This window comes from Flavobacterium resistens (assembly GCF_900182645.1).
GTDB lineage: Bacteria > Bacteroidota > Bacteroidia > Flavobacteriales > Flavobacteriaceae > Flavobacterium > Flavobacterium resistens.
On the sequence record NZ_FXTA01000001.1, the window covers coordinates 453,738 to 477,144 of the forward strand.

At 34.7% G+C, this 23,407-nt stretch carries 24 protein-coding genes; 13 read left to right on the top strand and 11 right to left on the bottom strand.

Annotated elements, in window-relative coordinates; translation table 11 throughout:
• Nucleotides 1–19 precede the first annotated feature (19 nt).
• The 3 genes from FN795_RS01865 to FN795_RS01875 form a co-directional block, all read right to left on the bottom strand.
• Nucleotides 20–988, bottom strand: a complete 969-nt coding sequence (locus FN795_RS01865) for a hydrogen peroxide-inducible genes activator (protein ID WP_142449083.1) — start codon at nt 986–988, stop codon at nt 20–22.
• Between the two features lie 273 nt (nt 989–1,261).
• The gene (locus tag FN795_RS01870; RefSeq protein ID WP_142449085.1) at nt 1,262–1,747 is read right to left on the bottom strand and encodes a MarR family winged helix-turn-helix transcriptional regulator; all 486 of its coding nucleotides are present in this window, start codon (nt 1,745–1,747) and stop codon (nt 1,262–1,264) included.
• A 2-nt stretch (nt 1,748–1,749) separates the two neighbouring features.
• On the bottom strand, nt 1,750–2,241 hold the full coding sequence (locus tag FN795_RS01875; RefSeq protein WP_142449087.1) for a GNAT family N-acetyltransferase: 492 nt from the start codon (nt 2,239–2,241) through the stop codon (nt 1,750–1,752).
• Nucleotides 2,242–2,384: 143 nt separating this feature from the next.
• On the opposite strand from FN795_RS01875, the gene FN795_RS01880 reads away from it, so the two are divergent.
• Complete coding sequence (locus tag FN795_RS01880; protein ID WP_142449089.1) at nt 2,385–2,732, top strand: winged helix-turn-helix transcriptional regulator; 348 nt, start codon at nt 2,385–2,387, stop codon at nt 2,730–2,732.
• 4 nt (nt 2,733–2,736) lie between these two features.
• On the opposite strand, the gene FN795_RS01885 is transcribed toward FN795_RS01880, so the two are convergent.
• Complete coding sequence (locus FN795_RS01885; RefSeq protein ID WP_142449091.1) at nt 2,737–3,330, bottom strand: Crp/Fnr family transcriptional regulator; 594 nt, start codon at nt 3,328–3,330, stop codon at nt 2,737–2,739.
• 199 nt (nt 3,331–3,529) lie between these two features.
• Here FN795_RS01885 and FN795_RS01890 point away from each other — a divergent pair, with 199 nt between their 5' ends.
• The 4 genes from FN795_RS01890 (at nt 3,530) to FN795_RS01905 (ending at nt 7,164) form a co-directional block, all read left to right on the top strand.
• Complete coding sequence (locus tag FN795_RS01890) at nt 3,530–3,955, top strand: GlcG/HbpS family heme-binding protein (protein WP_142449093.1); 426 nt, start codon at nt 3,530–3,532, stop codon at nt 3,953–3,955.
• A 74-nt stretch (nt 3,956–4,029) separates the two neighbouring features.
• Entirely contained in the window at nt 4,030–5,025 is a 996-nt protein-coding gene (gene mgrA / locus FN795_RS01895; RefSeq protein WP_142449095.1) for an L-glyceraldehyde 3-phosphate reductase, read from the top strand.
• Nucleotides 5,026–5,049: 24 nt separating this feature from the next.
• Nucleotides 5,050–6,513, top strand: coding sequence for a glycoside hydrolase family 30 protein (locus FN795_RS01900; RefSeq protein ID WP_142449097.1), 1,464 nt, complete (start codon nt 5,050–5,052; stop codon nt 6,511–6,513).
• A 15-nt stretch (nt 6,514–6,528) separates the two neighbouring features.
• Nucleotides 6,529–7,164: a carbohydrate-binding protein gene (locus FN795_RS01905; RefSeq protein WP_142449098.1), complete on the top strand. Its 636-nt coding sequence runs from the start codon at nt 6,529–6,531 to the stop codon at nt 7,162–7,164.
• Nucleotides 7,165–7,228: 64 nt separating this feature from the next.
• Here the strand turns inward: FN795_RS01905 and FN795_RS01910 are convergent, their stop codons facing one another.
• The 5 genes from FN795_RS01910 to FN795_RS01930 form a co-directional block, all read right to left on the bottom strand.
• Nucleotides 7,229–7,834 carry a TetR/AcrR family transcriptional regulator gene (locus FN795_RS01910; RefSeq protein WP_142449100.1) on the bottom strand — a complete coding sequence of 202 codons (606 nt, stop codon included), beginning with the start codon at nt 7,832–7,834 and terminating at the stop codon, nt 7,229–7,231.
• Between the two features lie 11 nt (nt 7,835–7,845).
• Entirely contained in the window at nt 7,846–9,438 is a 1,593-nt protein-coding gene (locus tag FN795_RS01915; RefSeq protein ID WP_142449102.1) for an MFS transporter, read from the bottom strand.
• Entirely contained in the window at nt 9,435–10,475 is a 1,041-nt protein-coding gene (locus tag FN795_RS01920; RefSeq protein ID WP_142449104.1) for an HlyD family secretion protein, read from the bottom strand. The genes FN795_RS01915 and FN795_RS01920 overlap by 4 nt, the downstream gene beginning before the upstream one ends.
• A 25-nt stretch (nt 10,476–10,500) precedes the next feature.
• Nucleotides 10,501–11,829 carry a TolC family protein gene (locus FN795_RS01925; protein ID WP_142449105.1) on the bottom strand — a complete coding sequence of 443 codons (1,329 nt, stop codon included), beginning with the start codon at nt 11,827–11,829 and terminating at the stop codon, nt 10,501–10,503.
• 103 nt (nt 11,830–11,932) lie between these two features.
• Nucleotides 11,933–12,799: an AraC family transcriptional regulator gene (locus tag FN795_RS01930; protein WP_142449107.1), complete on the bottom strand. Its 867-nt coding sequence runs from the start codon at nt 12,797–12,799 to the stop codon at nt 11,933–11,935.
• Between the two features lie 258 nt (nt 12,800–13,057).
• Here FN795_RS01930 and FN795_RS01935 point away from each other — a divergent pair, with 258 nt between their 5' ends.
• The 5 genes from FN795_RS01935 (at nt 13,058) to FN795_RS01955 (ending at nt 17,419) form a co-directional block, all read left to right on the top strand.
• Nucleotides 13,058–13,648, top strand: a complete 591-nt coding sequence (locus FN795_RS01935; protein WP_142449109.1) for a TetR/AcrR family transcriptional regulator — start codon at nt 13,058–13,060, stop codon at nt 13,646–13,648.
• 153 nt (nt 13,649–13,801) lie between these two features.
• Nucleotides 13,802–14,248, top strand: a complete 447-nt coding sequence (locus tag FN795_RS01940) for a PaaI family thioesterase (RefSeq protein WP_167498047.1) — start codon at nt 13,802–13,804, stop codon at nt 14,246–14,248.
• Between the two features lie 55 nt (nt 14,249–14,303).
• A complete protein-coding gene (locus FN795_RS01945) occupies nt 14,304–15,854 on the top strand; it encodes a DHA2 family efflux MFS transporter permease subunit (protein WP_142449111.1) in 1,551 nt (516 codons plus the stop codon).
• Nucleotides 15,855–15,923: 69 nt separating this feature from the next.
• On the top strand, nt 15,924–16,511 hold the full coding sequence (locus FN795_RS01950; protein WP_142449112.1) for a TetR/AcrR family transcriptional regulator: 588 nt from the start codon (nt 15,924–15,926) through the stop codon (nt 16,509–16,511).
• Nucleotides 16,512–16,606: 95 nt separating this feature from the next.
• Nucleotides 16,607–17,419, top strand: a complete 813-nt coding sequence (locus tag FN795_RS01955; RefSeq protein WP_142449114.1) for an SDR family NAD(P)-dependent oxidoreductase — start codon at nt 16,607–16,609, stop codon at nt 17,417–17,419.
• Nucleotides 17,420–17,502: 83 nt separating this feature from the next.
• Here the strand turns inward: FN795_RS01955 and FN795_RS01960 are convergent, their stop codons facing one another.
• Both FN795_RS01960 and FN795_RS01965 read right to left on the bottom strand, forming a co-directional pair.
• The gene (locus FN795_RS01960; RefSeq protein ID WP_142449116.1) at nt 17,503–19,716 is read right to left on the bottom strand and encodes a TonB-dependent receptor; all 2,214 of its coding nucleotides are present in this window, start codon (nt 19,714–19,716) and stop codon (nt 17,503–17,505) included.
• A 125-nt stretch (nt 19,717–19,841) separates the two neighbouring features.
• Nucleotides 19,842–20,855 carry a zinc-binding alcohol dehydrogenase family protein gene (locus tag FN795_RS01965; protein ID WP_142449118.1) on the bottom strand — a complete coding sequence of 338 codons (1,014 nt, stop codon included), beginning with the start codon at nt 20,853–20,855 and terminating at the stop codon, nt 19,842–19,844.
• A gap of 750 nt (nt 20,856–21,605) precedes the next feature.
• Between FN795_RS01965 and FN795_RS01975 the strand changes: the two genes are divergently transcribed.
• From FN795_RS01975 to FN795_RS01985, 3 genes are all read left to right on the top strand, one after another.
• Nucleotides 21,606–22,178 (top strand): GNAT family N-acetyltransferase, encoded by a 573-nt coding sequence (locus FN795_RS01975; RefSeq protein ID WP_142449122.1) that lies wholly within the window; start codon nt 21,606–21,608, stop codon nt 22,176–22,178.
• Between the two features lie 84 nt (nt 22,179–22,262).
• Complete coding sequence (locus tag FN795_RS01980) at nt 22,263–22,715, top strand: carboxymuconolactone decarboxylase family protein (RefSeq protein WP_035645151.1); 453 nt, start codon at nt 22,263–22,265, stop codon at nt 22,713–22,715.
• Between the two features lie 350 nt (nt 22,716–23,065).
• Complete coding sequence (locus FN795_RS01985; RefSeq protein WP_035644505.1) at nt 23,066–23,404, top strand: YciI family protein; 339 nt, start codon at nt 23,066–23,068, stop codon at nt 23,402–23,404.
• Nucleotides 23,405–23,407: the final 3 nt, after the last annotated feature.

The following is a 23,407-nucleotide window of genomic DNA, read 5'->3' on the forward strand; positions in this document are numbered from 1 at the left end:
TTATTTTGGAATTTAAGCATTACATAAACTTACTAACTGCCTTTATAAAATAAGGCGAATCGTTCCAGCGTATTTTTTTATAACTGAAATCTTTTTTAAGCGATTCAGGAAGACAGTTCCAGATTGCTTCGTTCATTTTTTCAAGTAATAACTTTTTTGAAAACGAATCGGAAACTACTAAACTTATTTCTCTTACGGGAACTGGTTCTTTAAAAGGTTTGAAAAGTCCAGCCGATTCATTCAATGTCGAAAGTTTCGGAATAATCGCAAATCCTAAATGCGCTCGAACCAGGTTTTTTAAGGTTTCAATCGAATTGATATCGTACGTAAATTGTTCCTTTATTTTATCCGACGTTTTTAATCCGCAAATGTCCAGAAGTTGTGCGTTGTAGCAATATTCATGATGCAGCAATAATAATTCGGTTTTATCGCTAGGTTGCATTTCATAAAATTCTTCATTCGCCATCGGATGGGTTTGATTCAAATAAGCAACAAAAGGTTCTTCAAAAATAACATGTTCTATCAAATTTGGGTTTCCCGTTGGTGTCGCCATAATAGCAACGTCAATCGCGCCGGTTTCTAACTCTTTCATTAAAACTCCGGTGTAAGCTTCTTTGATAATGAAATGTACTTTTGGAGCCACTTCTTTCATGGCCTGAATAAACAACGGAATCAGATAAGGCGATAAAGTCGAAATTATTCCGAGTTTTAATTCTCCCTCCAATAGATTTTTTTCATTTATCACAAAATCCCGAATTTCATCTACTTCACGAAGAATCTTTTTGGCTTTAGTGATAATCTCAATTCCCAAAACGGTTGGCGTGAGTGGTACTTTATTTCGGTCAAAAATTTTGATTCCAATTTCTTCTTCGAGATTTTTTAGCTGAATCGTAAGTCCGGGTTGTGTCACCATACAAACTTCGGCGGCTCTTGCAAAATGACGTTCTTCGTCTAAAGCGACAATATATTTTAACTGCTGAATGGTCATCTTTATAATTTTATTTTATAAAGATACATAAATATCAATTTCATTTATAAATCAAAATTTACCAGATGTTAAAGTTTTGCAAAAACATCAAAATCAGAAAACCAAAACATACACTTTATCGTACATAATAAAAACGATTTTTAGGTATGTGGTAAATGAGAATGGAGTAGTTTTTGGAGCATATCGAACTTTATCACATATCCTGAATATCAATTTATTCTACGCCAATTATAAAAGAGGAAAGCGATCTTAAAGTAAGATCGCTTTTTGTTTTTATTCCTCTCCCTCGCTCTTCAACTGTAAAGCCCGCTGCAAAAAACTCTGATGCAAAATTTTATTTTCGGCCTCTTCAATTGCTTTTAGCAGATTATTTTGATTGTTGGTGATTTCGGTTAAAGCATTTTTCATGACTTCCCAAACGGGTTTCATTTCTTCGATCATCTCCTGCCCTTTTGGAGTCAACTGAATTAGTCTTTTTCGTTCGTCGATTTTGTCTTTTTTGGAGCGAATCAGTTTTTGTTTTTCCAGTTCTTTCAACAAACTTATCGTTGACGGATGTGTGTATCCAATTTCATTGGCAATCTCCACAACGCTTAAAGTATCTTTATGATATAAGGTATAAATTACTGGAAACCATTTCGGTTCAAAATCAATTCCGTATGATTTGTAAACCAATGCGCCGTCTTTTCGCAATTGCTCGCTCAAGCGCTGTAATCGCGTCGAAATGGCTAAAATTCCTGATTCGTCTATAATATTCATCTTTATTTCTTTAAAGTTAAATGACAGAAAACATTATCGGGTTTCATTAACGGAAATTTTTCTGGAAGCGATTCTTTTTCAATTCGCACAAAATCATTCTTTTCATAAAATCGCAATGCGGCTTCTAAAATTGCAACGGTTCCCAAATATAAATCATCGATTCCGTTTTCTTTGCAATATTCTATTAAAGTCTCTAACAATTTCTGAGCAATTGAAAACTCTTTTCCACGGAATTCCTTTTTTACAAACATCTTTCGAATTGCGGCCGAATGCTCATCAAATTTAACCAAAGCTATTGTACCAACTAATTCAGCATTAATAAACGCTCCCCAAAAACCGCCGCCACCTGCATAATAAAAGTTCTGGATATTGAATAAATCGGGCTGATCTTCTCTCGTAATCGGAACATTGAATTCATTAATTTGAATGTTTAATATTAAGTCGGCAATGACATTTTCAAACTTGTTTTCTATTGGAATTATTACAGGTTTCATTTGCTTTAAAATTTTATTATACAAAACTACGTAGTTAAATACATAAATAAAAATATTTATTCATTTTTATGATTTCTTTTATATTTTTGTTTGTTTGGAAATTTTCTGTAAAGACACAACAAGATTTAATTTTATAAAAAAATATGGCAAGAAATCAAAAAGAAGAATTTCAGGCGCTTCAGGATACTTTGTATGTTTTGGGAGGAAAATGGAAACTTCCTATAATCAATTCGATATGTAACGGAAATAACCGATTCAAAGACATCAAAGAAAGTATTCCCGGAATTACGTCCAGAATGTTATCGAAAGAATTAAAAGACATGGAACTGAATAATTTAGTCAAAAGAACTGAAGATCCGGATGCTCTAATCCCGATTCTTTATGAATCAACGTCGTATTGCCAATCTTTTGGCCCCATAATTACTGAAATGATCAAATGGGGAATTTCGCATCGAAATCATATTAAGAATAGAGAAGCTTCAAAAAGCTAAGTAGTTATTCCTGTGCTTTTCCGCTTTTTAAGTGTTTTGTTCGCAATCGGCTTAAAAATTCAGGAGTAATTCCAAGATATGAAGCTATATATTGTTGCGAAACACGCTGTGAAATAGTTGGATATCGCGTAATAAACTCGACATATTGTTCCATTGCTGTTGAAGAAACAGTTTTAAAAAGTCGCTTTTGTAGTTTCGATAAATGTCGCTGAATCATCAAACGAAACATTCTTTCTAAATGTGGTATTTCGTTGATTAGGTTTTCTTTAGATTGCCTTGTCAGAACCAAAAGCTCACAATCTTCCAGAGTTTCAATATACATGTCGCTCGGAACCTGATCTTCAAAACTTGTAATGTCGCTCACCCACCAGTCTTCGATGGCAAATTGGAGCGTTAATTCTTGTCCGTTACGGTCAATAAAATATTCGCGGATGCATCCTTTATTGATATAAGCTTCAAAATTACAGATTTCTCCAGCTTTGAGCAGAATCGTTTTCTTCGGAACCATTCTGAATTCAAGATTTTTTTCAAAGATTTTTACTTCTTCTTTAGAAAGACGCGCAGATCTGGAAAGGTAATCGTGAATTTTCTGAAACATTTTATCTCTTTTTAAGAATTGGCAATAACTTCATTTACAAACAAAAAGTAAATATAAGAGGTTTTATTTATTATTATTTCTTGATCTAGTTTAAGAAATGAAATAATTTATTACTGCAAATTTGAAACTTTGTTTCGCATTAAGCTTTAGGCAATATGCTAAAAAAATTAATCATTAACAATTTATAATTTACAATTAAATGAATTCTCAAATTGCTCTGGCTTTCGCCGAAATTGAAAAACTAATCCCAGAATATCTTCAAATAGAAGAAGATCGACAAATTTCAAATGGAAATGTAGCGGTTTGCATCATTGATGAAAATGGAAGTGTGCACGGCAAAATGTACGGAAACGACAAACCGCGCCAAAGACAATCTTATAAAATTGCCTGGACAAAAGCAAGTCAGGTTTGGTTAACCGGCGTAAAAACAGGAGAATATGAGAAAATGGTTTTCAACGGAATTGTAGATGAAAACGCAAACGGAATCGAAGCTCCGGATTTAATAGGCTGGCAAGGCGGACAACCGATAACGTTAAACAATGGAACAAAATTATCAGTTGGTTTCAGTGGTTTTAGAGGCACAACCGATTTAGAAATTGCTGAAAAAGCTTTTCTAGGGCTGTAAGCTTTAAGCTTTAAGCCATAAGCAAAAACAATTCATAATTCATAATTCATAATTCATAATTCATAATTAAAAAAATGACTTACATACCAGATTCAAACCGTTATCAAAAAATGCAATACCGTCGTTGCGGAAACAGCGGATTACTTTTGCCAGCTCTTTCATTAGGATTGTGGCACAACTTTGGCGGAATTGACAACGTTGATAATGCACGCGAAATTCTGCATACAGCTTTTAATAATGGCATTACACACTTTGATCTTGCCAATAATTACGGCCCGCCTCCGGGTTCAGCAGAAATTACTTTTGGAGAAATATTCAAACAAGATTTTAAAAATTACAGAGACGAACTTTTAATCTCAACAAAAGCCGGATGGCCAATGTGGGATGGACCTTATGGAGATTTTGGTTCTAAAAAACATTTAGTAGCAAGTTTAGACCAAAGTTTAAAACGAATGGGACTTGACTATGTTGATATTTTTTATCATCACAGGCCAGATCCTAATACGCCAATGGAAGAAACTATGGCTGCTCTGGATTTAATCGTTCGTCAAGGAAAAGCTTTATATGTTGGAGTTTCGAGTTATAGTCCGGCAGAAACTGAAAAAGCTTATGCCATATTAAAGAATTTAGGAACGCCTTGTGTTATTCATCAACCTAAATATTCTATGTTTGAACGTTCTGTTGAAGATGGCTTATTGGATGTTTTAGAAGTAAACGGAATTGGCGGAATCGCTTTTTCTCCTCTTGCGCAAGGACTTTTGACCAATAAATACCTAAACGGAATTCCGGAAAATTCAAGAGCAAATGCAAATCGTGGAAACGGTGCAATGGAAAAAGATGCCATTACCGAAGAAAATATTGCCAAAGTGCGCCGATTAAATAAAATGGCCGAAGAACGTGGTCAGAGTTTGGCGCAAATGGCATTGGCTTGGGTTCTGAAAGACAAACGAATCTCGTCGGTAATCATTGGCGCAAGCAAACCAGAGCAAGTAATGGATTCTTTAGGCTGTCTTCAAAATACTTCATTTTCAGAATATGAACTGCAGACTATTGATCAGATTTTAGCATAACATCTAAACCAAAAAACCTCAATTATGACTATTAATAAGAACAAAACATGCCTGACCATCATGTTATCCGGATTTTTATCTGTTGGTTTACTTGCACAACAAAAAGCTAGTAAAACAACAGATTATAAAAGCGTTACCATTTATGTAACGGCTAAAAATACGGACAAAAAACTAAGCAAAACCGAAACGCTTTCTTTTTCTGCAAAACCACAAACAACAGAAAAAGAAATTGCGGTTTTTGTTGATCCAGCCAAAACTTATCAAACCATGTTAGGAATTGGAGGTGCATTAACTGACGCTTCCGCAGAAGTTTTTTATCAGCTTCCAAAAGACAAACAACAGGAAATCCTTACGGCTTATTATGATACAGAAAAAGGAATTGGATATACTTTAGCACGAACAAACATGCAAAGTTGTGATTTTTCGAGCGATATTTACAGCTATATTCAGGAAGGCGATAAGGACTTGAAAACCTTTGATATCAGCCATGACAGAAAATATAGAATTCCGTTTATTAAAGAAGTAATTGCAAAAGCTGGAGGTAAAATTACTTTGTACGCTTCGCCGTGGAGTCCACCGGCTTGGATGAAAACCAATAATAATGTTTTACAAGGCGGTACTTTAAAACCTGAATACCACCAAAGCTGGGCTAACTTTTTTGTGAAATTTATAAAAGAATACGAAAAAGAAGGTATTCCGATTTGGGGTTATACGGTTCAAAATGAGCCGATGGCGGTTCAACGTTGGGAATCTTGTATTTTCACTGCCGAAGAAGAACGTGATTTTATCAAAAACTTTCTTGGACCAACGATGCAGAAAGCAGGATTTTCTAAGAAAAAGCTAATCATGTGGGATCACAATCGCGATTTGATGTATCAGCGAGTGAGTACGGTTTTGGAAGATAAAGATGCAGCAAAATATGTTTGGGGTGTTGGCTATCACTGGTACGAAGACTGGATGAAAAACGGAATGAATTTCGAGGCTGAACGCCGAGTTGCTGAAGCTTTCCCAGATAAACCTTTGATTTTAACGGAAGGCTGTGCCGCCGATTTTGATCAAAAATTATTAACCGACTGGAGTTACGGCGAGAAATACGGAATGTCGATGATCAATGATTTCAATATCGGAACCGTTGCCTGGACAGACTGGAATGTTTTATTGGATGAAAAAGGAGGACCAAACCATGTTCAAAATTTCTGCATGTCCCCTATTCACGCTGATCTTAAAACCGGAAATTTAATTTATACTAACGGCTATTATTATTTAGGACATTTCTCTAAATTCATTCGTCCGGGCGCAAAACGTATTGCTTGTAATTCAAGTAGTAATAAACTTTTATCTACCGCTTTTGTAAATGAAAATAATAAACTGGAAGTTGTGGTAATGAATTCAGGAGAAACGGATGTTGACTATTTTCTTTGGATAAAAGGAAAAGCGGCGAAAGTAACGAGTGCTGCACATTCAATTGCTACTTTGGAAGTTCAATAATTTAAATACAATTCTATGAAAGCATTTTTAATACTGAATATCGTTTTACTGAATTGTTTTGTTTGCACGTCACAAATATCAAAAGCTTTTAAACCACAACAGATTCCGGGTAAAATAGAATGCGAATTGTACGATCAAGGTGGCGAAGGAATTGCATATCACGATACTGATGCCATAAATAATGGAAGCGGAAAACTAAATCCCGTAAACGGAAATCCGCTGAATGAATTTAGGATAAACGAAGGTGTTGATATTTCATATTCGAAAGACGGTGATATTGATAATAATCCCTATAATAAAGTTCCGAGAAGCATTGGAAATCTTTACATTGGCTGGACAATGCCTGGAGAATGGATAAATTATACGGTTGAAGTAACCAAATCCGGAACTTATAAAATAGGTGCGCTTTATACCGCAAACGGCGACGGCGAAATCAACATCGAAGTGAATGGAAAAGATGCTACCGGGCAAATGAAAATTACCTCAACACATGATGACAAAGATCCAATCGACTGGAGACAATGGCATCATTGGAACAGTTCAGATTCCATTGGAACAATTAAATTGAAGAAAGGCAAACAAATACTCCGACTTCATATTGTTTCAAATGGAAATATGAATTTTGATTATCTGACTTTTACTGCCCAATAATTTATAATGCCCCCAAAAGCTCCCAGTACTAACCAAATGGGAGCTTTTATTTTTCTTAAAAAAACTACATTTCAAAAAAAGAAGCCAGCAAAACTTTCATAATATGCTTTTTTAGATTCTGTTTTTTCTCTTCTTTTAAACTGCTTTCCGTTAAATCGGTCTGCAAAATTAAATAGGCTAAAAATCCAGATATGTTCATCACGAAAGTTTCAATATTTACACCGTCAATTTTCTCATCATCAACGCTTTGAATGATTATATTTTTTAAAGTCTGAATGTTAGACTGAAAGTAAGATTCAATCATTTCAACCGCTTTTTTGTTTTCATTCAACAACTTTTCGATCATCATCAATTTATAAAACGGCTGATAATCGACTACTAAATCAATATACACGGTCATATAGGTCAAAAGCATTTCGATTGTGCCTTTGTTATCCATATTTACCGCATTTTTAGCCGTTTTAAACTGTTGAATTCTTCTTTCTAAAACAGTCAAAAAGAGATTTTCTTTCGAACCAAAATAATAATTGAGCATCGCAATACTTATTCCTGCTTTCTGTGTAATTAGTCTTACTGTTGTTTCTCTTGCACCATATCTGGCGAATAACTTTTCGGATATATCCAAAATGAAAACCTTTTTATCGATACTTTCTGCTGTGGTTGTTTTCATAAGAAATAGAATTACACAGCAAGCTGACGTTGATTTTTTGATGCCATAATTTTGCTGATGATAATAAAAGTCAGTAAAACGACAATTGCCAAAACCATCAACAAAGCTCCGATCATAAAAATTGTTCTGTTGGTCAGCAATTGTCCTTGAATGGCAGTTGCTTTGCTGATCAAAACATTAGATAGTGCATTGGCCTGATCGGCAGTATAACCTTTCAAAAGAAATAAACTTTGATAGCTGGAACTGCGTTGCACAAAGTTTTGATTGTCTGTTGTAAGATATTCCAAAAAGCCTTCTTTATATTCCTGATTATAATGCAATTGCAAGGTATAAAATCCTGAAATCGAATTTAAAGTAGCAATAAAACGAGCGTAAGCACAGACAATAATCGAAGTAAATCCGGTAAATTTTGGAATCGCCGACATTGTAAAAATCATAACAGGCAAGAAAACAAATCCGACGGCGATTCCCTGCATAAAAACAGGTACAGCCAAATCTGTAAACGACATATTGGGTGTTAATGAAAAGTACATCCAAAGGTTGTAAACGATCATCAACAGAAAACCGGAAATGATTAATTTAGGCACAAAAAGTTTGTTTTTCAGAATCAGTTTAACTGAAATCCAAATGGCAATAATTACTCCGGCGCTATTGTAAAGTCCTAAATACACCACATCTTCAGCACTCCATCCTAAAATACCGCCGGCATAACCGTAAATAAGATTGATGGTATCTTTTATTCCATAAAAAATAAGAAGCAAAAAGAGTCCGAGAATAAATTTGCCATATTTAAAAGCTCTCAAATCGATAAGCGGTCTTTTTAAAGTCGCCTGTCTGTACAAATAAAACAGTAACATTACAAAACAATAAAGCGAAACCAATCGAATAGAATGGGATGAAAACCAATATTGTCTTGGTCCGTAAATCATCAGATAAGCAAGCGAAAGACTAAAATTAGCGAAGAAAAAAGCTCCTGTCCAATCCAATTGATATAGCGGAAAAGAACGTAAAATCATTTTTGGCTGAAAAATGAGGAGAGCAACTAGTATTGCTAAAATTTGCAAAGCGATCAATCCGTAATAGGTGAAATTCCAGTTCATGTTTACTGCAACCCAGGAAGATAAAATCCCGATAATTACAGCCGTTGTCAATATTGCCGTAAATAAAAATGAAGATCCGATAAGTGCTCCTTTTTCGCCCGGAAGCGTTGATAAAATAATATACAACATTCCGCCAACACAAACTGCCACAGCTAATCCGTGAAGAAATCGAAGTACAATAAACACCGCAATATCATGCGTTATAAAACTCGCTATATTGAGTAAAATTCCAATGAATATTGCGGTTATAAAATACTTCTGAACCGGAAAATAACGCAATAAACGAAACTGTATCGGCAAAAAAGTAATAATACCCGCGTACATCGCCAGAACCGACATCGAAATATCTTCCGGTTCAACTCCGTAAAACGAAATCAAGTGCTGTTGAATCAATGAAAATGAAGCAAACTGTGCCAAAGCGGTGAACAATATAAAAACCATTAAACCAATTGACAAGCTTTTATATTTAAAGGCAAAGCTGTTTAAAAAAGGATGTGCTTTCATGATTTTTTATGAAAAACGGTTACCGTTACATTCATTCCTGATTTGATTTCTTCAATTTCTTTATTGTTTTCAAAAACAATCTTCACCGGAATTCTCTGAATGATTTTCACAAAATTCCCTGTCGAATTATCTGCCGGCAAAAGCGAAAATTTGGCACCCGTTGAAGCTGAAATGGCTTCGATTTTACCATTAAATGTTTTTCCAGAGATAGCGTCAACTGTGATTTTTACGGACTGTCCAATGTAAAAACCATTTACCTGAGTTTCTTTAAAATTAGCTGTGATCCATTTTTCGTTTTCGTTTACGATGGATACCAAAGGCTGCCCTAACTGCACTTGCTGTCCTTCCAGAATTTGTTTACGTCCTGTTTTACCATCATATGGTGAGGTAATTACCGTATAGCTCAAATTAATTTTGGCCAAATCCAGAATTGCTTCTTTACGTTTAATATCGGCGTTAAGCAAAGCTCTTCTGGTTTTTAATTCCTGGACTCTGGATTGCGTGCTTAACAAAGTATTTTCAGTCGCATTGTAATCGTTTTGGGCTACATCGTATCTGGTTTTTACCTGTTCGTATTCTTGTCCGGTTACGGCTTCTTCTGTCAAGAGTTTTTGATATCGCAGATTGTCTTGTTTTTGTTGCCATAATCTGGCTTTCGCCGAAGCAATTTGGTTTTTACTCACCGAAATTCCGGTTTGCGCGACGTTGATTCCTGCTTCTAAAACGTTGATTTGAGCATAAGCATCTTCTAAAACGGCTTCGGCTTCCTGCACTTTATAGGTATATTCTCTGTTGTCAAGAATCACCAGTGTATCGCCTTTTTTAACATTCTGATGTTCTTCAAACAATACTTTTGTAATGTATCCGCTGGCTCTGGCCGAAACCGGATTGATATACGATTCTACTTGCGCGTCATTTGTTTCTTCGTAGTTGGCTCCATCTGCGAGATAAAGAACAAAACATGAAATTAGGGCAATGCCGATTACAATTGCTGTAATCGATAATATGGATGTCTTTTTATTAATTGTAGTTTTCATTGTGATTATTTTTAATGGTTTTGAATTATAGATTACCTGTTGTATAAAGCAATCTGTAGTAAATGATTAAAGCACCGATTTGCGCATTCACATAAGCGTATCGTGATTCCTGATATAAATTATCGGCATCCAGCAAATCGGTTAAAAGTGATAATTGATTTAGATATTTAGTATTGATGATTTCAAAATTGACTTTTGCCTGTTCTATCGATTTATCGGTTACTTCAATTCGGTTTAAAGCTTCTCCGTATTTGATATTTAAGGCGTTAATATCTTCTTTGACGTTATCTTTAATCCAGTCTTTTTGAATCGTAATCGCGTTTAGTCTTTCATTTGCCGCTTTTACTTTATTCGAATTATGGTATAAGGAAGAAATGTTGTAACCGAATTTAACTCCCACAAATCCTGCAGAATATGCCTGATCAATTGGTTTAAAGAACAAATAGTTCGGATAATTCAATCCGTAAGCAGAAATTAAACTTAAAGAAGGATAATTATTGGACTTGATATTTTTGATTCGCGCCGACTGGATTTTCAAATTCATATCTGCTTTTTGAAGCGAATATGAATTGTTAACATCAGCATTTAGCTGCGAAAGCACAATTTCTTTTAAATCATTAGTCAACAAAGAATCACTCGGAAAAAGCATTTGAGATTCGTCGTTGTTCACCAATAAGGCTAATTTTTTACTTCCAATTTCAATGTCATTTTCGTTTTGAGTTTTGTTTAGTAAAACATTTGATAATGTCAATTCGGCACGCAAAAGATCACTTTTTGTTACACGCTGGTTTTTGTAGAAAGATGTAATGTTTTTCAGCCTTGCTTCTGCCCTTTTCTCCTGATCTGCAATTAATTGTTTAAAGTGATAAAGGCGAATTAAATCCAGATATTGAACGGCGGTTTGCAAACCAATATTCCCGCTCTGATCTTTGGCATTTATAGCAGCAAGTGCATTTCGATACGAACTCTCTTCTATAGCCGATTTGGTTTTTCCGCCGGAATAAATATTCAAACTTAAATCAAGTCCAAGATTCATCGCATCTGGACTTGGCAGACGGCTCACTTGTCGCGATTCGCTGAAACCTTTATCATACAAAGTGGCTTTAGAAAATCTTTGGTAAGAACCGCCAACAGCTAAAGAAGGAAGAACGCTGTTTTTGGCATCATTTAAATCGGCTTCAGTGGCAGTTTGTTCTATTAAAGAAGCCTGAACTGTTTTGTTATTTTGTCTTGCCAAGGAAATGGCTTCTTTCAAAGAAATATTATATTTCTGCTGTTTTTCCTGAGCTATAAGGCTTGTGCCAAAGCTCAAAAACAATACTATTAAACCTATAATTGGTTTTAAAATTTTCATTTTGATTCGTTTTAAATTATTTCAAATAAGGCAAAAGAATGCCTGCTCCCAATGGGAGATTTTTTTAAACATTAAAATTTGAGGGACTTAAAAAGTAATGACGCTATTGATCGCCCTGATGGCTTCTTCTAAACTGGCCTGGAGATTTATCGGTTATTTTACTGAAGATTCGGCTAAAGTATTTCGGGTCATCAAAACCAATGGTACTGGCGATTTCTTTTATACTTAAATCCGAATACCATAACAATCGCTGCGCTTCGCGAATGGCTTCTTCCTGAATCGATGAAGTAACGGTGTTACCAGTAACCATTTTCAGCGTATCGTTTAAATAACCTAATGAAAGATTCATTCTGTTCGCATATTCGGTCGGACTTTTGATTTCTTTAAAGTTTTCACGAAGCAGTTTTCTGAAAGAAGTAACAATTGCCGTACTGCGAACCGAATGTTCTTTCATATCCTGCGTCACACTTGCCTGATAAATGGAGGTAATTTTATAAATCAATGATACTACTATAGATCGTATCGCCGGTTTATGAAACGCTGCCATATCATTTGCTTTTGAAGTCGAATACAACAACTCCATCAATTGAAAAAACCATGTTTTCTGCTCTTTCGAAATTCCTAAAATCGGGCCGTGATATAAGGATTCTTCTAATATTGATCTTGAATAATCGTCTATTATGTTATTATCAAAAAACAACACCCAACCTTCAATCTTTTGAGTTTCTATTACGCGCTGCACCTGGCCAGGATACAAGAATAATAGTGAACCATTGCTAAGATGAACTTCTTTAAAATCAACAAAAAAAGTTCCTTTCCCTTTTTCCGGTATAATGCAGATACAGAAATCGTTGCGATGCGATCTGGTCACTTCTCTTCTGATGGAATCTACAAAACTGTCACTCATCTTTTCGATCATAATACCGAGACTTGATTCGTTTAGTTTTTTAAGTGGAATATTCGTTTTCATTTTTATCTCTTTTTGTATGGGACAAAGTTCCCCTATAAATCCGTAATTTTGTCTAATTAAATACGGTATTTGGTGGACGATTCACCTATTTATCCATAAAATTACAAAATCGATGGACAAATCGCCTGTAATTTGCCTGTTTCTGGACTTAAAAGTCCTTATTTTCAACTTTAAACGTCTCAAATCAAAATAATTCGCAAAAACAATAAATAATTATACCGATTGGTATATATTTGCAGAATCAAAATGATTCTTATCATGAGTAAAGCAGAAAAAACCAAGCAATTTATTATCGAAAAGACAGCTCCTATCTTTAATATGAAAGGTTACAGCGGTACTTCGATAAGTGATATAACAGATATAACCGGACTCACGAAAGGAAGCATTTATGGCAATTTTGAAAGTAAAGACGAAGTGGCAATTGCGGTTTTCAAATACAATGTCAAAAAATTGCACGATGCTTTTTCACGAGAAATTGACAAACAGACTACTTTCAAAGGTAAATTATTAGTTTATCCAAAGCTTTATTCTGAATATTCTGATTTGCAAGTAACAAAAGGCGGCTGTCCAATTTTAAACACTGCAACAGAATCAGATGATACACATCCTATTTTAAAAAAGTATGCCGAGAGAACGCTTAATTATTGGAAAGAAAAAATAATGTATTTCATTGATCAGGGAATTTTGGCAGGAGAATTTAAAGCCAATGCAATTGATACAGAGAAAACGGCACTAACCATAATTGCTTTAATTGAAGGCGCTATAATGATCAGCAAACTGACAAACAGTTTAGATAATTTGTCAAGCATTATGACTTCAGTTTACAAAGTAATAGACGATTTAGAATAAAGTAATTTCAAAAAATTGCTTTTTTTTAGCAAATAAAATATACCAATCGGTATTATCTAGTTATAAATTGTTAATTATAAATGTAATTGCCAGGCTGAACGAAGTCGAAGCCTCCGCTAAACCTGAAACCTGAAACTTTAAAATTAAAATAAAATGCAAAAAACAAGACTACAAGTACTTCAAGATCATTTAGACAGAGAATTCACAGCTTCGCCCTCGCCTTTTATGCTTTGGATGAAACCAATTGTTTTGGTTGCCCAACCTGGCACTGTCACTTTTAAATATGTCGTGAGAGAAGAAATGTCAAATCCGATTAAATCTCTGCATGGAGGCGTTACTGCGGCAATTGCGGACGATTGTATTGGTGCAACTTTATTTTCTTTAGATGAAGAACATTTTTACACAACCATCAACCTCAATATTGATTATTTTGCTCCGGCGCATGTTGGCGATACGATTTTGGCAAAAACCGCTATCATTAAAAAAGGAAAACAATTTGTAAACGCGCAATGCGAAATCTGGAACGAAGCTGAAACTCGTCTGATTGCCAGAGCATATTCGAATCTATTCAAAACCAATGTAATCAAAAAAGTGCTTTAATTTTTCAAAGCCTTTTTTTTACTTTAAAATATACCAATTGGTATAAAATATAAATATGACACCTTTACAACGAAAACTTCTGATTTTAACCGTAATCCTTGCCGCGATTATGGAACTTATTGATATTTCAATTGTCAATGTTGCGCTTTCGCACATGAGTGGCAATTTGGGCGCAACTTTAGAAGACACCTCTTGGGTCATAACTGCTTATGCCATTGCCAATGTAATTATCATTCCAATTACGAGTTTTTTAAGTGCCAATCTCGGACGTCGAAATTATTACATTGGCTCTGTTATTTTGTTTACTTTCTGTTCTTTTATGTGCGGGCATTCTTCAAACATCTGGATGCTTGTCTTTTTTAGATTCTTTCAGGGAATTGGTGGAGGTGCTTTATTATCGATATCTCAAGTCGTGGTATTTGAACTTTTCCCGAAAGACAAACAATCAACAGCAGGCGCTTTATTTGGAGCAGGAATTTTCATCGGACCAACAATTGGACCAACGCTTGGCGGTTATATTACTGAAAATTACGATTGGCCCTGGATTTTCCTGATTAATATTCCTATCGGGATTTTAGTTACGATTTCATGTATTTTCTTGCTGAAAGAACCGCCTGTTAAGCCAGAAATCGCCAAAGTCGATTGGGTTGGAATTGCTTTATTGGCAATTGGAGTCGGTGCTCTTCAAACTGTTTTAGAACGCGGCGAAGTTGAAGATTGGTTCGAAACACGTTATATTGTAGTTCTTGCTGTCATTGCTTCAATTTCCTTATTGACTTTTATTTATTGGGAATTAACGATTGATAAACCTGTAGTAAATTTAAAGGTTCTTAAAAGCAAATCGCTAAGTATTGCCGCAATTCTGACTTTTGTCACCGGATTTGGGATGTTTATTTCGATATATATCAGTCCCGTTGTGGCACAGCGTCTTTTAAGTTTTTCACCATATCAAACAGGTTTACTTTTGTTGCCGGGCGCTTTATTTGCATTGGTCGCCTTAAAACTCTGTGGAACTTTACTTCAAAAAGGAGTTTCTCCAGTTCTTATTATTGCAGCGGGATTTCTATTATTTATTTATTTTAATTGGAGAATGTCTGAAATCACTTTAGACACCAGCGCTTTTGAAGTCTCAACAGCTTTGATTTTCCGTGCATTAGGAATGGCTTTACTAACTGTCCCATTGACAATGCTGGCAGTTTCTTCACTCGATGACAAAGATGTTGGACAAGGTGCCGCGTTAAATAATATGATGCGACAATTAGGCGGTTCTTTTGGAGTTTCTATTATCAATACTTATATCGCGCATCGTTTTGCTGAACACAGAAATGTTTTGATTTCGAATGTAACTTTGGATAATACAAAAGCCATGAACCGAATTAATGGTTACATCAATTATTTCCAGCATAGAGGTTTTGCTTATAACGAAGCAAGGTCAAAAGCTTTAAAATTAATGGAAAATATCGTGACCAGACAATCTTCTTTATTGAGTTATCGGGATGCTTTTCTATTTGTAGGTTTATTTTTTGTCATCACACTACCCTTGTTATTGCTGGTAATGAACAAGTCTAAAAAGCCAAAAACGAATATAATTTTGTCCGATCATTAAAAAAAACATCAAAAAATTTGTTTTTATGACCAATCGGTCATATATTTGTACCGTTAAATAAAAGCTATCATGGCAAAGGGAGAAGAAACCAGACAATTTATCATAGAAAAAGCAGCACCTATTTTTAATACAAAAGGGATTGCAGCAACATCTATGAGCGATATTATGGAGGCAACCAAATTGTCAAAAGGAAGCATGTACGTTCATTTTGACAATAAAGAAGTTCTAGCCTGTGCCGCTGTTGATCACAATATGAAAGTATTAGGCGATAAACTGATTTCAGAAGTCAGCAAAGGCAAAACAGCGAAAGAAGAACTATTTACTTATATCGATTTTTTTAGTAATGCCGTGAATCCGCCTTTAACCGGAGGTTGTCCGTTATTGAATTTCGGAACTGAAGCTGATGACACCAACCCTATTGTAAAAGAGAAAATCAATAAAGGTTGTAATGCCAATCAACAATTATTAGCCAATAGCGTAAACAAAGGAATTGCCAACGGAGAATTCAAATCAAACTGGAACGCTGAAGAATTTGCTGTCATCATGTTTGCCATGATGGAAGGCGGCCATCTCATTTCAAGAATGTCAGGCAACAACGATAAAATGAAAATTATCGCTAAAACCCTCAAAAAAATAATAGAGGAAAACAGCCTCTAATTTTTTTTACCAAAAAAATGACCGATTGGTCATAAATTTTAAAAATTAAATATAATAATTCACAACTCATCATTAACAATTAACAATTAGAAAACATGTCAAAAACAATTTTAATTTCAGGAGCATCAAAAGGATTCGGAAAAGCCTGGACAGAAGCATTTTTAGCAAAAGGATACAAGGTAGCTGCAACAGCCAGAAATATTGATACCCTAGCCGACTTAAAAGCGCAATACGGAGACGCGATTTTACCTCTTAAACTAGATGTAAACAACCGCTCTGAGTCGTTTGCAGTGGTAGAAAAAGTACAACAGCATTTTGGGACTATAGATATCCTGATCAACAATGCGGGTTACGCTTTAAATGGAGCTGTCGAAGAAGCTACTGAAAGCGAAGCAAGAGCGCAATTTGAAACCAATTTCTTTGGTACACTTTGGTTAACACAAGCGGTATTGCCAATTATGAGAAAACAACAAAGTGGCCATATTATTCAGGTTTCTTCTATTTTAGGAATCGCTACTTTACCAATAATTGGTTTATATAACGCTTCTAAATTTGCCGTTGAAGGTCTTACCGAAACATTGGCTTCAGAAGTAAAACAATTCGGAATTAATGTTACTTTGGTTGAACCAAATGGTTATGTTACAGATATCTGGGGTAACGGAATCATTAGTGAAAGCATACCTGCTTATGACGGAATTAAAAAAGCGATTGCTGATGGACATGATCCTGATACTTTTGGAAAAACAAGCGCTACAGTTCCGGCGATCATTAAATTAGTCGAAGCTGAAAATCCTCCTTTACGCCTATTTTTAGGAAAAGTAGCTTTACCATTTGCTAAACAAACTTATGAACAAAAACTAAAAACCTGGGAAGAATGGGCAGACGTTTCTGTCGCAGCTCACGGTTAATTTGATTTCTGATTTTAATTGAAAAAGCGAGACCAATTCTGTATAGAAAGTCTCGCTTTTTTTATGCTTAAATTTTTACGTTTTTACCAGCTGTATTTCAAAATCAAGCGGGCATTAAATGGCGTTCCTGCTGTAAAATGAATTTCTTCAACTGAAGCTGTTTCATTTGCTAATCTTGATTCCGTCAGGAATTGTGTTTCTTTCCATTTCGTGTCAAAAATATTGTCGATGTTCACTCCTATTGATACTTTTTTAATCTGATAATTTACAGAGAAATCTGTTATACAATACCCTTTTGCTACAACCGAATTATCTTCATTGGCTGGGCGATCACCCAAGAAACGGGTTCTTAAACTTCCCGAAAAACCTTTTAAATCTTTTACCGAAAACCCGTTCATTAAAGTATGAACCGGCGCTAATGGCAAATAATCATTTCCTTTGGGCTCGTCAAACGAACGTGCGTGCGTATAAGTATAATCAGTATTCCAGAATAACCAATTTGTTAATTGATATCTGAAACCAAAATCAAAACCTTTTCGCTGAGTTTTACCGCTTGGTTCTACAACTGCCTCGTCTCCTACATACACAAATTCCTGTGCCAAATACAAATACCAAATTGCCGAATTTACAATCATTCTTGGAAATGGTTTCCAGTTAATTCCCAAATCCGCTCCGTAAGTTTCAGGCAAAATTTCCTGTCCTTTTTGTGCCACTACAACGCGGGTATCGTTGCTATGAAAGCCTTTACCTAATTTCAGAAAATATTGTAATGTGTTATTTTGTGTGTATAAAAAGTTCAGTTTTGGACTTACAATGGCTTTGCTTTCTGTTTGATTTGTATAAACCGAGGCCAATTGATCTTCATAGCCAAATTTGAAATAATCCACGCGCAAGCCAGCATTTACAAGCCATTTTCCAGAAGTAAAATCAAAACTTGTAAAAGAGAAAAGATTCGTCTGATTCACATTTCCTAAACTCAAATAATCCAAAACTGTTTTTCGGTTTAAAGTGTGCGATAACTCGACATCTTTATTATTGTCATTTCGCAATCCCGCTCCTAACTTAAAACGCCAATTTTCATCCAGTTTTTGATCATATTCCGACTGAAAACCTACAATGGTTCTGTTTTCTTTCTGTTTGATTTGATCGCCATTTACAGGGTCATTCAAGAAAAAAGTAAAATTAGAATACAATTCAAAATCATATTTGCTCAAATAGGCCGTATTTTTTATCTGTGTATTTTCATCAATTTTGGCGTCGTACTGCAAATTGAAATTCGTTCTGTCTGTGTTTCCGCCTTCATTTGGATCAATTGCTCCAAAATGTGAAATTGTGCCCTCATTCACTGCGCGATCCGGAATTTGTCCGCTGGCATCCCATTGGCTTTTAAAATGAGATACAAACAATGCAATTCGATCGCCGTTATTTAGTTTGGCATTATATTTTGCAAACAAATTGATTCGGTTAAAATTTTGAGGCGCATCAAAATAACCATCGGTCATCATGTATTCTCCCGCAAAATACGCCGACTGATTTTCTTTATTCAACAAATTAAACAAAGCAACCGTTCTAAAAGTATCAAACTGACCGCCTTCAAAAGAAACAGAACTATGTTCCAATGCATTTTTTGTATTAAAACCAACATAACCCGCCGTTGTAAAATCTCCTTTATCAGCAAAATAAGATCCTTTGTCAAAATCAATATTATCAACTGTTTCCGGAATCACAAAGTGAAGATCAGAATATCCTTGTCCGTGCGCATGCGAAACCATATTTACCGGCATTCCATCAACCGAGATATTAATATCTGTACCGTGATCACAATCAAATCCTCTCAGGAAAATTTGTTCTGCTTTTCCTCCACCAGCATGCTGACCAATGAATAATCCGGGAACTTTTCGCAATAAATCCTGAGAATTCGATATCGGTTGGATTTCTAAATCAATTTTTGAAATTGTATTCAGGTATTTCAAATTGTTTGTAATGGTTACTTCTTCAAGCAAAAAAGGTTTTTCTTCTAATGAAATTGTCAAAAAATCTACAGAGAGAAAAGAGATAAATTTGATTTTTTGAGTAATAAATCCTTGTTTACTGATTTCTAAACTATCATTTAATTGAACCCCTTCTAAAGTAAATTTTCCGTTTACGTCACTGTGTGCATGATTTTTTGAAACCAAATCACGAATTAAGACTTCAGAAAGTGGTTTTCCTTTTGCATCATTTATAACTCCATTTATAGATTGTGCGTGAATTGAATAAGACAGAACGAAAAAAAGAATTGCAGATAAAAATTTCATTAGATAAAGGAAAATGATTTTGTAAATTTTGGAGCAAAAATAGGCCATCGAATAAACTTTTCATAAAAAAAACTCCCATTTCTAAAAAAAAATAAGAGTTTTCAGTTTAATCTCGAAAAAATAATTTAGAATTTAATGGCAATTTTTCCAATCGTTTTTCCCGATTCCAAAAGTTGATGTGCTTTCTTCAAATTATCAGCTGTTAATCCGTTTAATGTTTGATTTAAAGTAGTTTTTAAAGTTCCGTGATCCAGTAAATCAGCAACTTTGTTTAGAATGTGATGTTGCTCAATCATATCTTCGGTTTGAAACATCGAGCGTGTGTACATCAATTCCCAGGAAAAAGAAACACTTTTACTCTTTAAGCTGTTTAATGCAACAGGATTGCTATTTCCTGTAATTGAAGCAATATGCCCCTGAGGTTTAATCAACTCAGTCATAATGTCCCAATAAGCATTGGTATCGACAAAATCCAAAATAAAGTCAACATGTTCATAACCAGCTTCTCTAACTGCCGAAATGAGGTTTTTATGATCCACCACATAATCAGCACCTTGCTTTTTGCACCAATCAATTGTTTCAGGACGCGACGCTGTTGCAATAACCGTTAATCCGGCAATTTTCTTGGCCAATTGAATGGCAATCGAGCCAACGCCACCTGCTCCGCCAATAATTAAAATTGATTTTCCTTTGTCTTTTTCAGCATTAATTCTGATTCGGTCAAACAAAATTTCCCAAGCAGTCAAAGCGGTTAACGGAATTACAGCCGCTTCTTCAATACTTAATGATTTTGGTTTTCTGCCCACAATTCTTTCATCAATAATCTGAAATTCGGCGTTACTTCCTTGTTTTGTAATATCTCCAGCATAATAAACTGGATCACCTACTTCAAATAAAGTTACTTTTTCTCCAACAGCGTGCACAATTCCAACGGCATCCCAGCCAATGATTTTTGGCGTCTCAAGAACAGTATCTTTTGCGCTATTTTGGCGAATCTTAAAATCGACGGGATTTACAGAAATCGCATCAATTTTTACTAATAAATCGTGTGCGCCGGGTACAGGTTTTACAGTTTCAAATTCTATAAAACTTTCTTTTTCTTCTATGGGTAGTGATGTTTTAAATCCTATTGCTTTCATTTTTTAAATTTTTATATAAATATACTAACAAAGATAATAGTGGTTTAAATTATTGAAGTTGTATATTTTTATCCAATATCGGTAGAAATTTTGCAATTGTTAATTGGTTTCTCGTAGATTACAGATCCAAATCCTTTTTAAGCATAAACAAGTGAATTACAAATACTTTAATTCGAACTGATTTAAAATTAAAAATATTTCGAACTTTTTTTTAATAATTCAAAATCCAAGTTTCAACTTTTATCGTAGTTAAGGAGAAAATAGCTGGGATTCAGGTAAACTCAAATGACATTGCTTTTTGGACATTTTGAAATTTATCACATTTCTGACTATCGCTTGTTTTATTAATTTTTAGGAAATTACAGTTTGGACAAATTAGACATTGAAAGGTTAAAAAAATCTTTACACTATTTAAAGAGTAAACAAAGGGAATTGAAAAGGCACGATGAAAATGAAATCCGAAGTTTTGAATCGATTATTAAACATCAAAAAAACTACATGGTGGAGCAATATAAATTATTGCATTATGAGCCATTAATCAAACAAGAAATTAAAAACACCGAAATCTTCATCGGCAACGTACAGAAAATTATAGACATGTACCCCTAAACTGCTTGCAATAATTTAATTTGGTTTATAATTCATTAGCGCTTCGAATTTTTTCAAACTCGACAAAATTTTAGGCAATAGCTATATTTCTATGTGTTTAAAATAAAGCCTTAAATTTGCTAATTCTAAAATACTTCAAAAATGAATATCAGAAAGGCCAAAATATCAGATTCAGAACAAATCGCTCCTATTTTATTATTGGCAATGGAAGATATCATTTATAAATTCATCAAAAAAGAAGATTACGCTTCCGCAAAAGATTTCCTGCAGCATTTCATTGGAAGAGAAAACAATCAATATTCTTTTCAAAATTGTTTTGTTGCTGAAGAAAACAATGAAATCATTGGTGCTGTGAACATTTATAACGGCGCTGATTTAGAAGCTTTAAGAACTCCAATAATTTCATATATCAGAAAACATTTTAATCCCGAATTCGATCCTGAATTAGAGACAAAAGCCGGTGAATTTTATATTGATTCTTTGGGTGTGAATCCTAAATATCAGGGAAAAGGAATTGGTTCAAAGATACTTTTGTTTTTGATTGAAGAATTTGTAACCAAAAACAATCAGACTTTAGGATTATTAGTTGAAGAAGGTAATCCGAATGCCAAAAAACTATATTTAAATCTCGGATTTCAGCCTGTTGGCGAGAAAACTTTGGTTGGAAAAAAGCTGGAGCACCTCCAAATTAGCCCGAAAACATTGGTTTTTTAATTTTTTTTATATTTTTTTTCAAAATTTTGTCCAATTCTGAAACTTCAGTTGTCATTAGAGTATAAACAATTAAAATTATACAAAATGGAAACTAGAATTAATGTATTCGAAAAAGGTCAAAAAGCAATCTCAACATTATTTGGCATCAGCGGTTATTTGAAAAAATCAGAACTTGAAAGATCACTTTTCGAATTAGTCGAAATTAGAATTTCTCAAATCAACAATTGCGCTTATTGTCTTGATATGCATACTAAAGAAGCGATGGCGCATGGCGAAACAACACAGCGTTTATTTGGTTTGAGCGCATGGAAAGAAACTCCGTATTTTACACAACGCGAAAGAGTGGCACTTGCATACGCAGAAGCCGTAAATGCATGTGATGTTCCAGATGAAATCTACGATATTGCTAAAGCTGAATTTTCTGAAGAGGAATTAATTGATCTTACACTTGCCATCGGTACAATCAACATGTGGAATCGTCTTAACATCGCTTTTGCGAATACTCCAGGGACTTACAGAGTGGGTCAATTTGGATAAATAAACTGGGCAGTTTTTATATTTGGTAAAAACACTAAATTTATATCATTAAATTGTAGCAAAATTAATTTTAACACATAGAAGCATAGACTTTCTATTCTCGGAAAGGCGTTTCACTTATTTAAAATAAACATAGCCTTTACAATCTTGTCATTGTGAGGAACGAGGAATATCCACGAGAAACTCTACAAAGATTGACCTTTACGGAGTTACTTGCGAAGATTCCTCGTTCCTCGGAATGACAACCTTTGAGAACTATGTCTCTATGTATTGAAAATATTTTTGAGTTACGCCCAACTGCTTATTATTAAAAAACAGTTTTTTTTATAAAATCATTAAAACGTATCAAAATGAACGAATTCATATTAATTTTCAGAAGAGATTTTACAACAAAAGAACTCCAGCCTTCGCCAGAAGAATATCAACAACATTTACAACAATGGCAAAACTGGTTTGGCGGACTTGCAGCGCAGGATAAATTAGCAAGACCTTTACAACGCTGGGACGGAAAAGGCAAATTAGTTACCTCAAATAAAGGAATCACTGACGGACCTTTTGTTGAAATCAAAGAATCTATTGGCGGATTAATTGTTATAAAAGCCAAAGATTATGATGAAGCGGCAGCAATTGCACAAGGATGTCCAGTTTTGGATTTCGGCGGCAATGTCGAAATTAGAATGGCGGTTTAACAA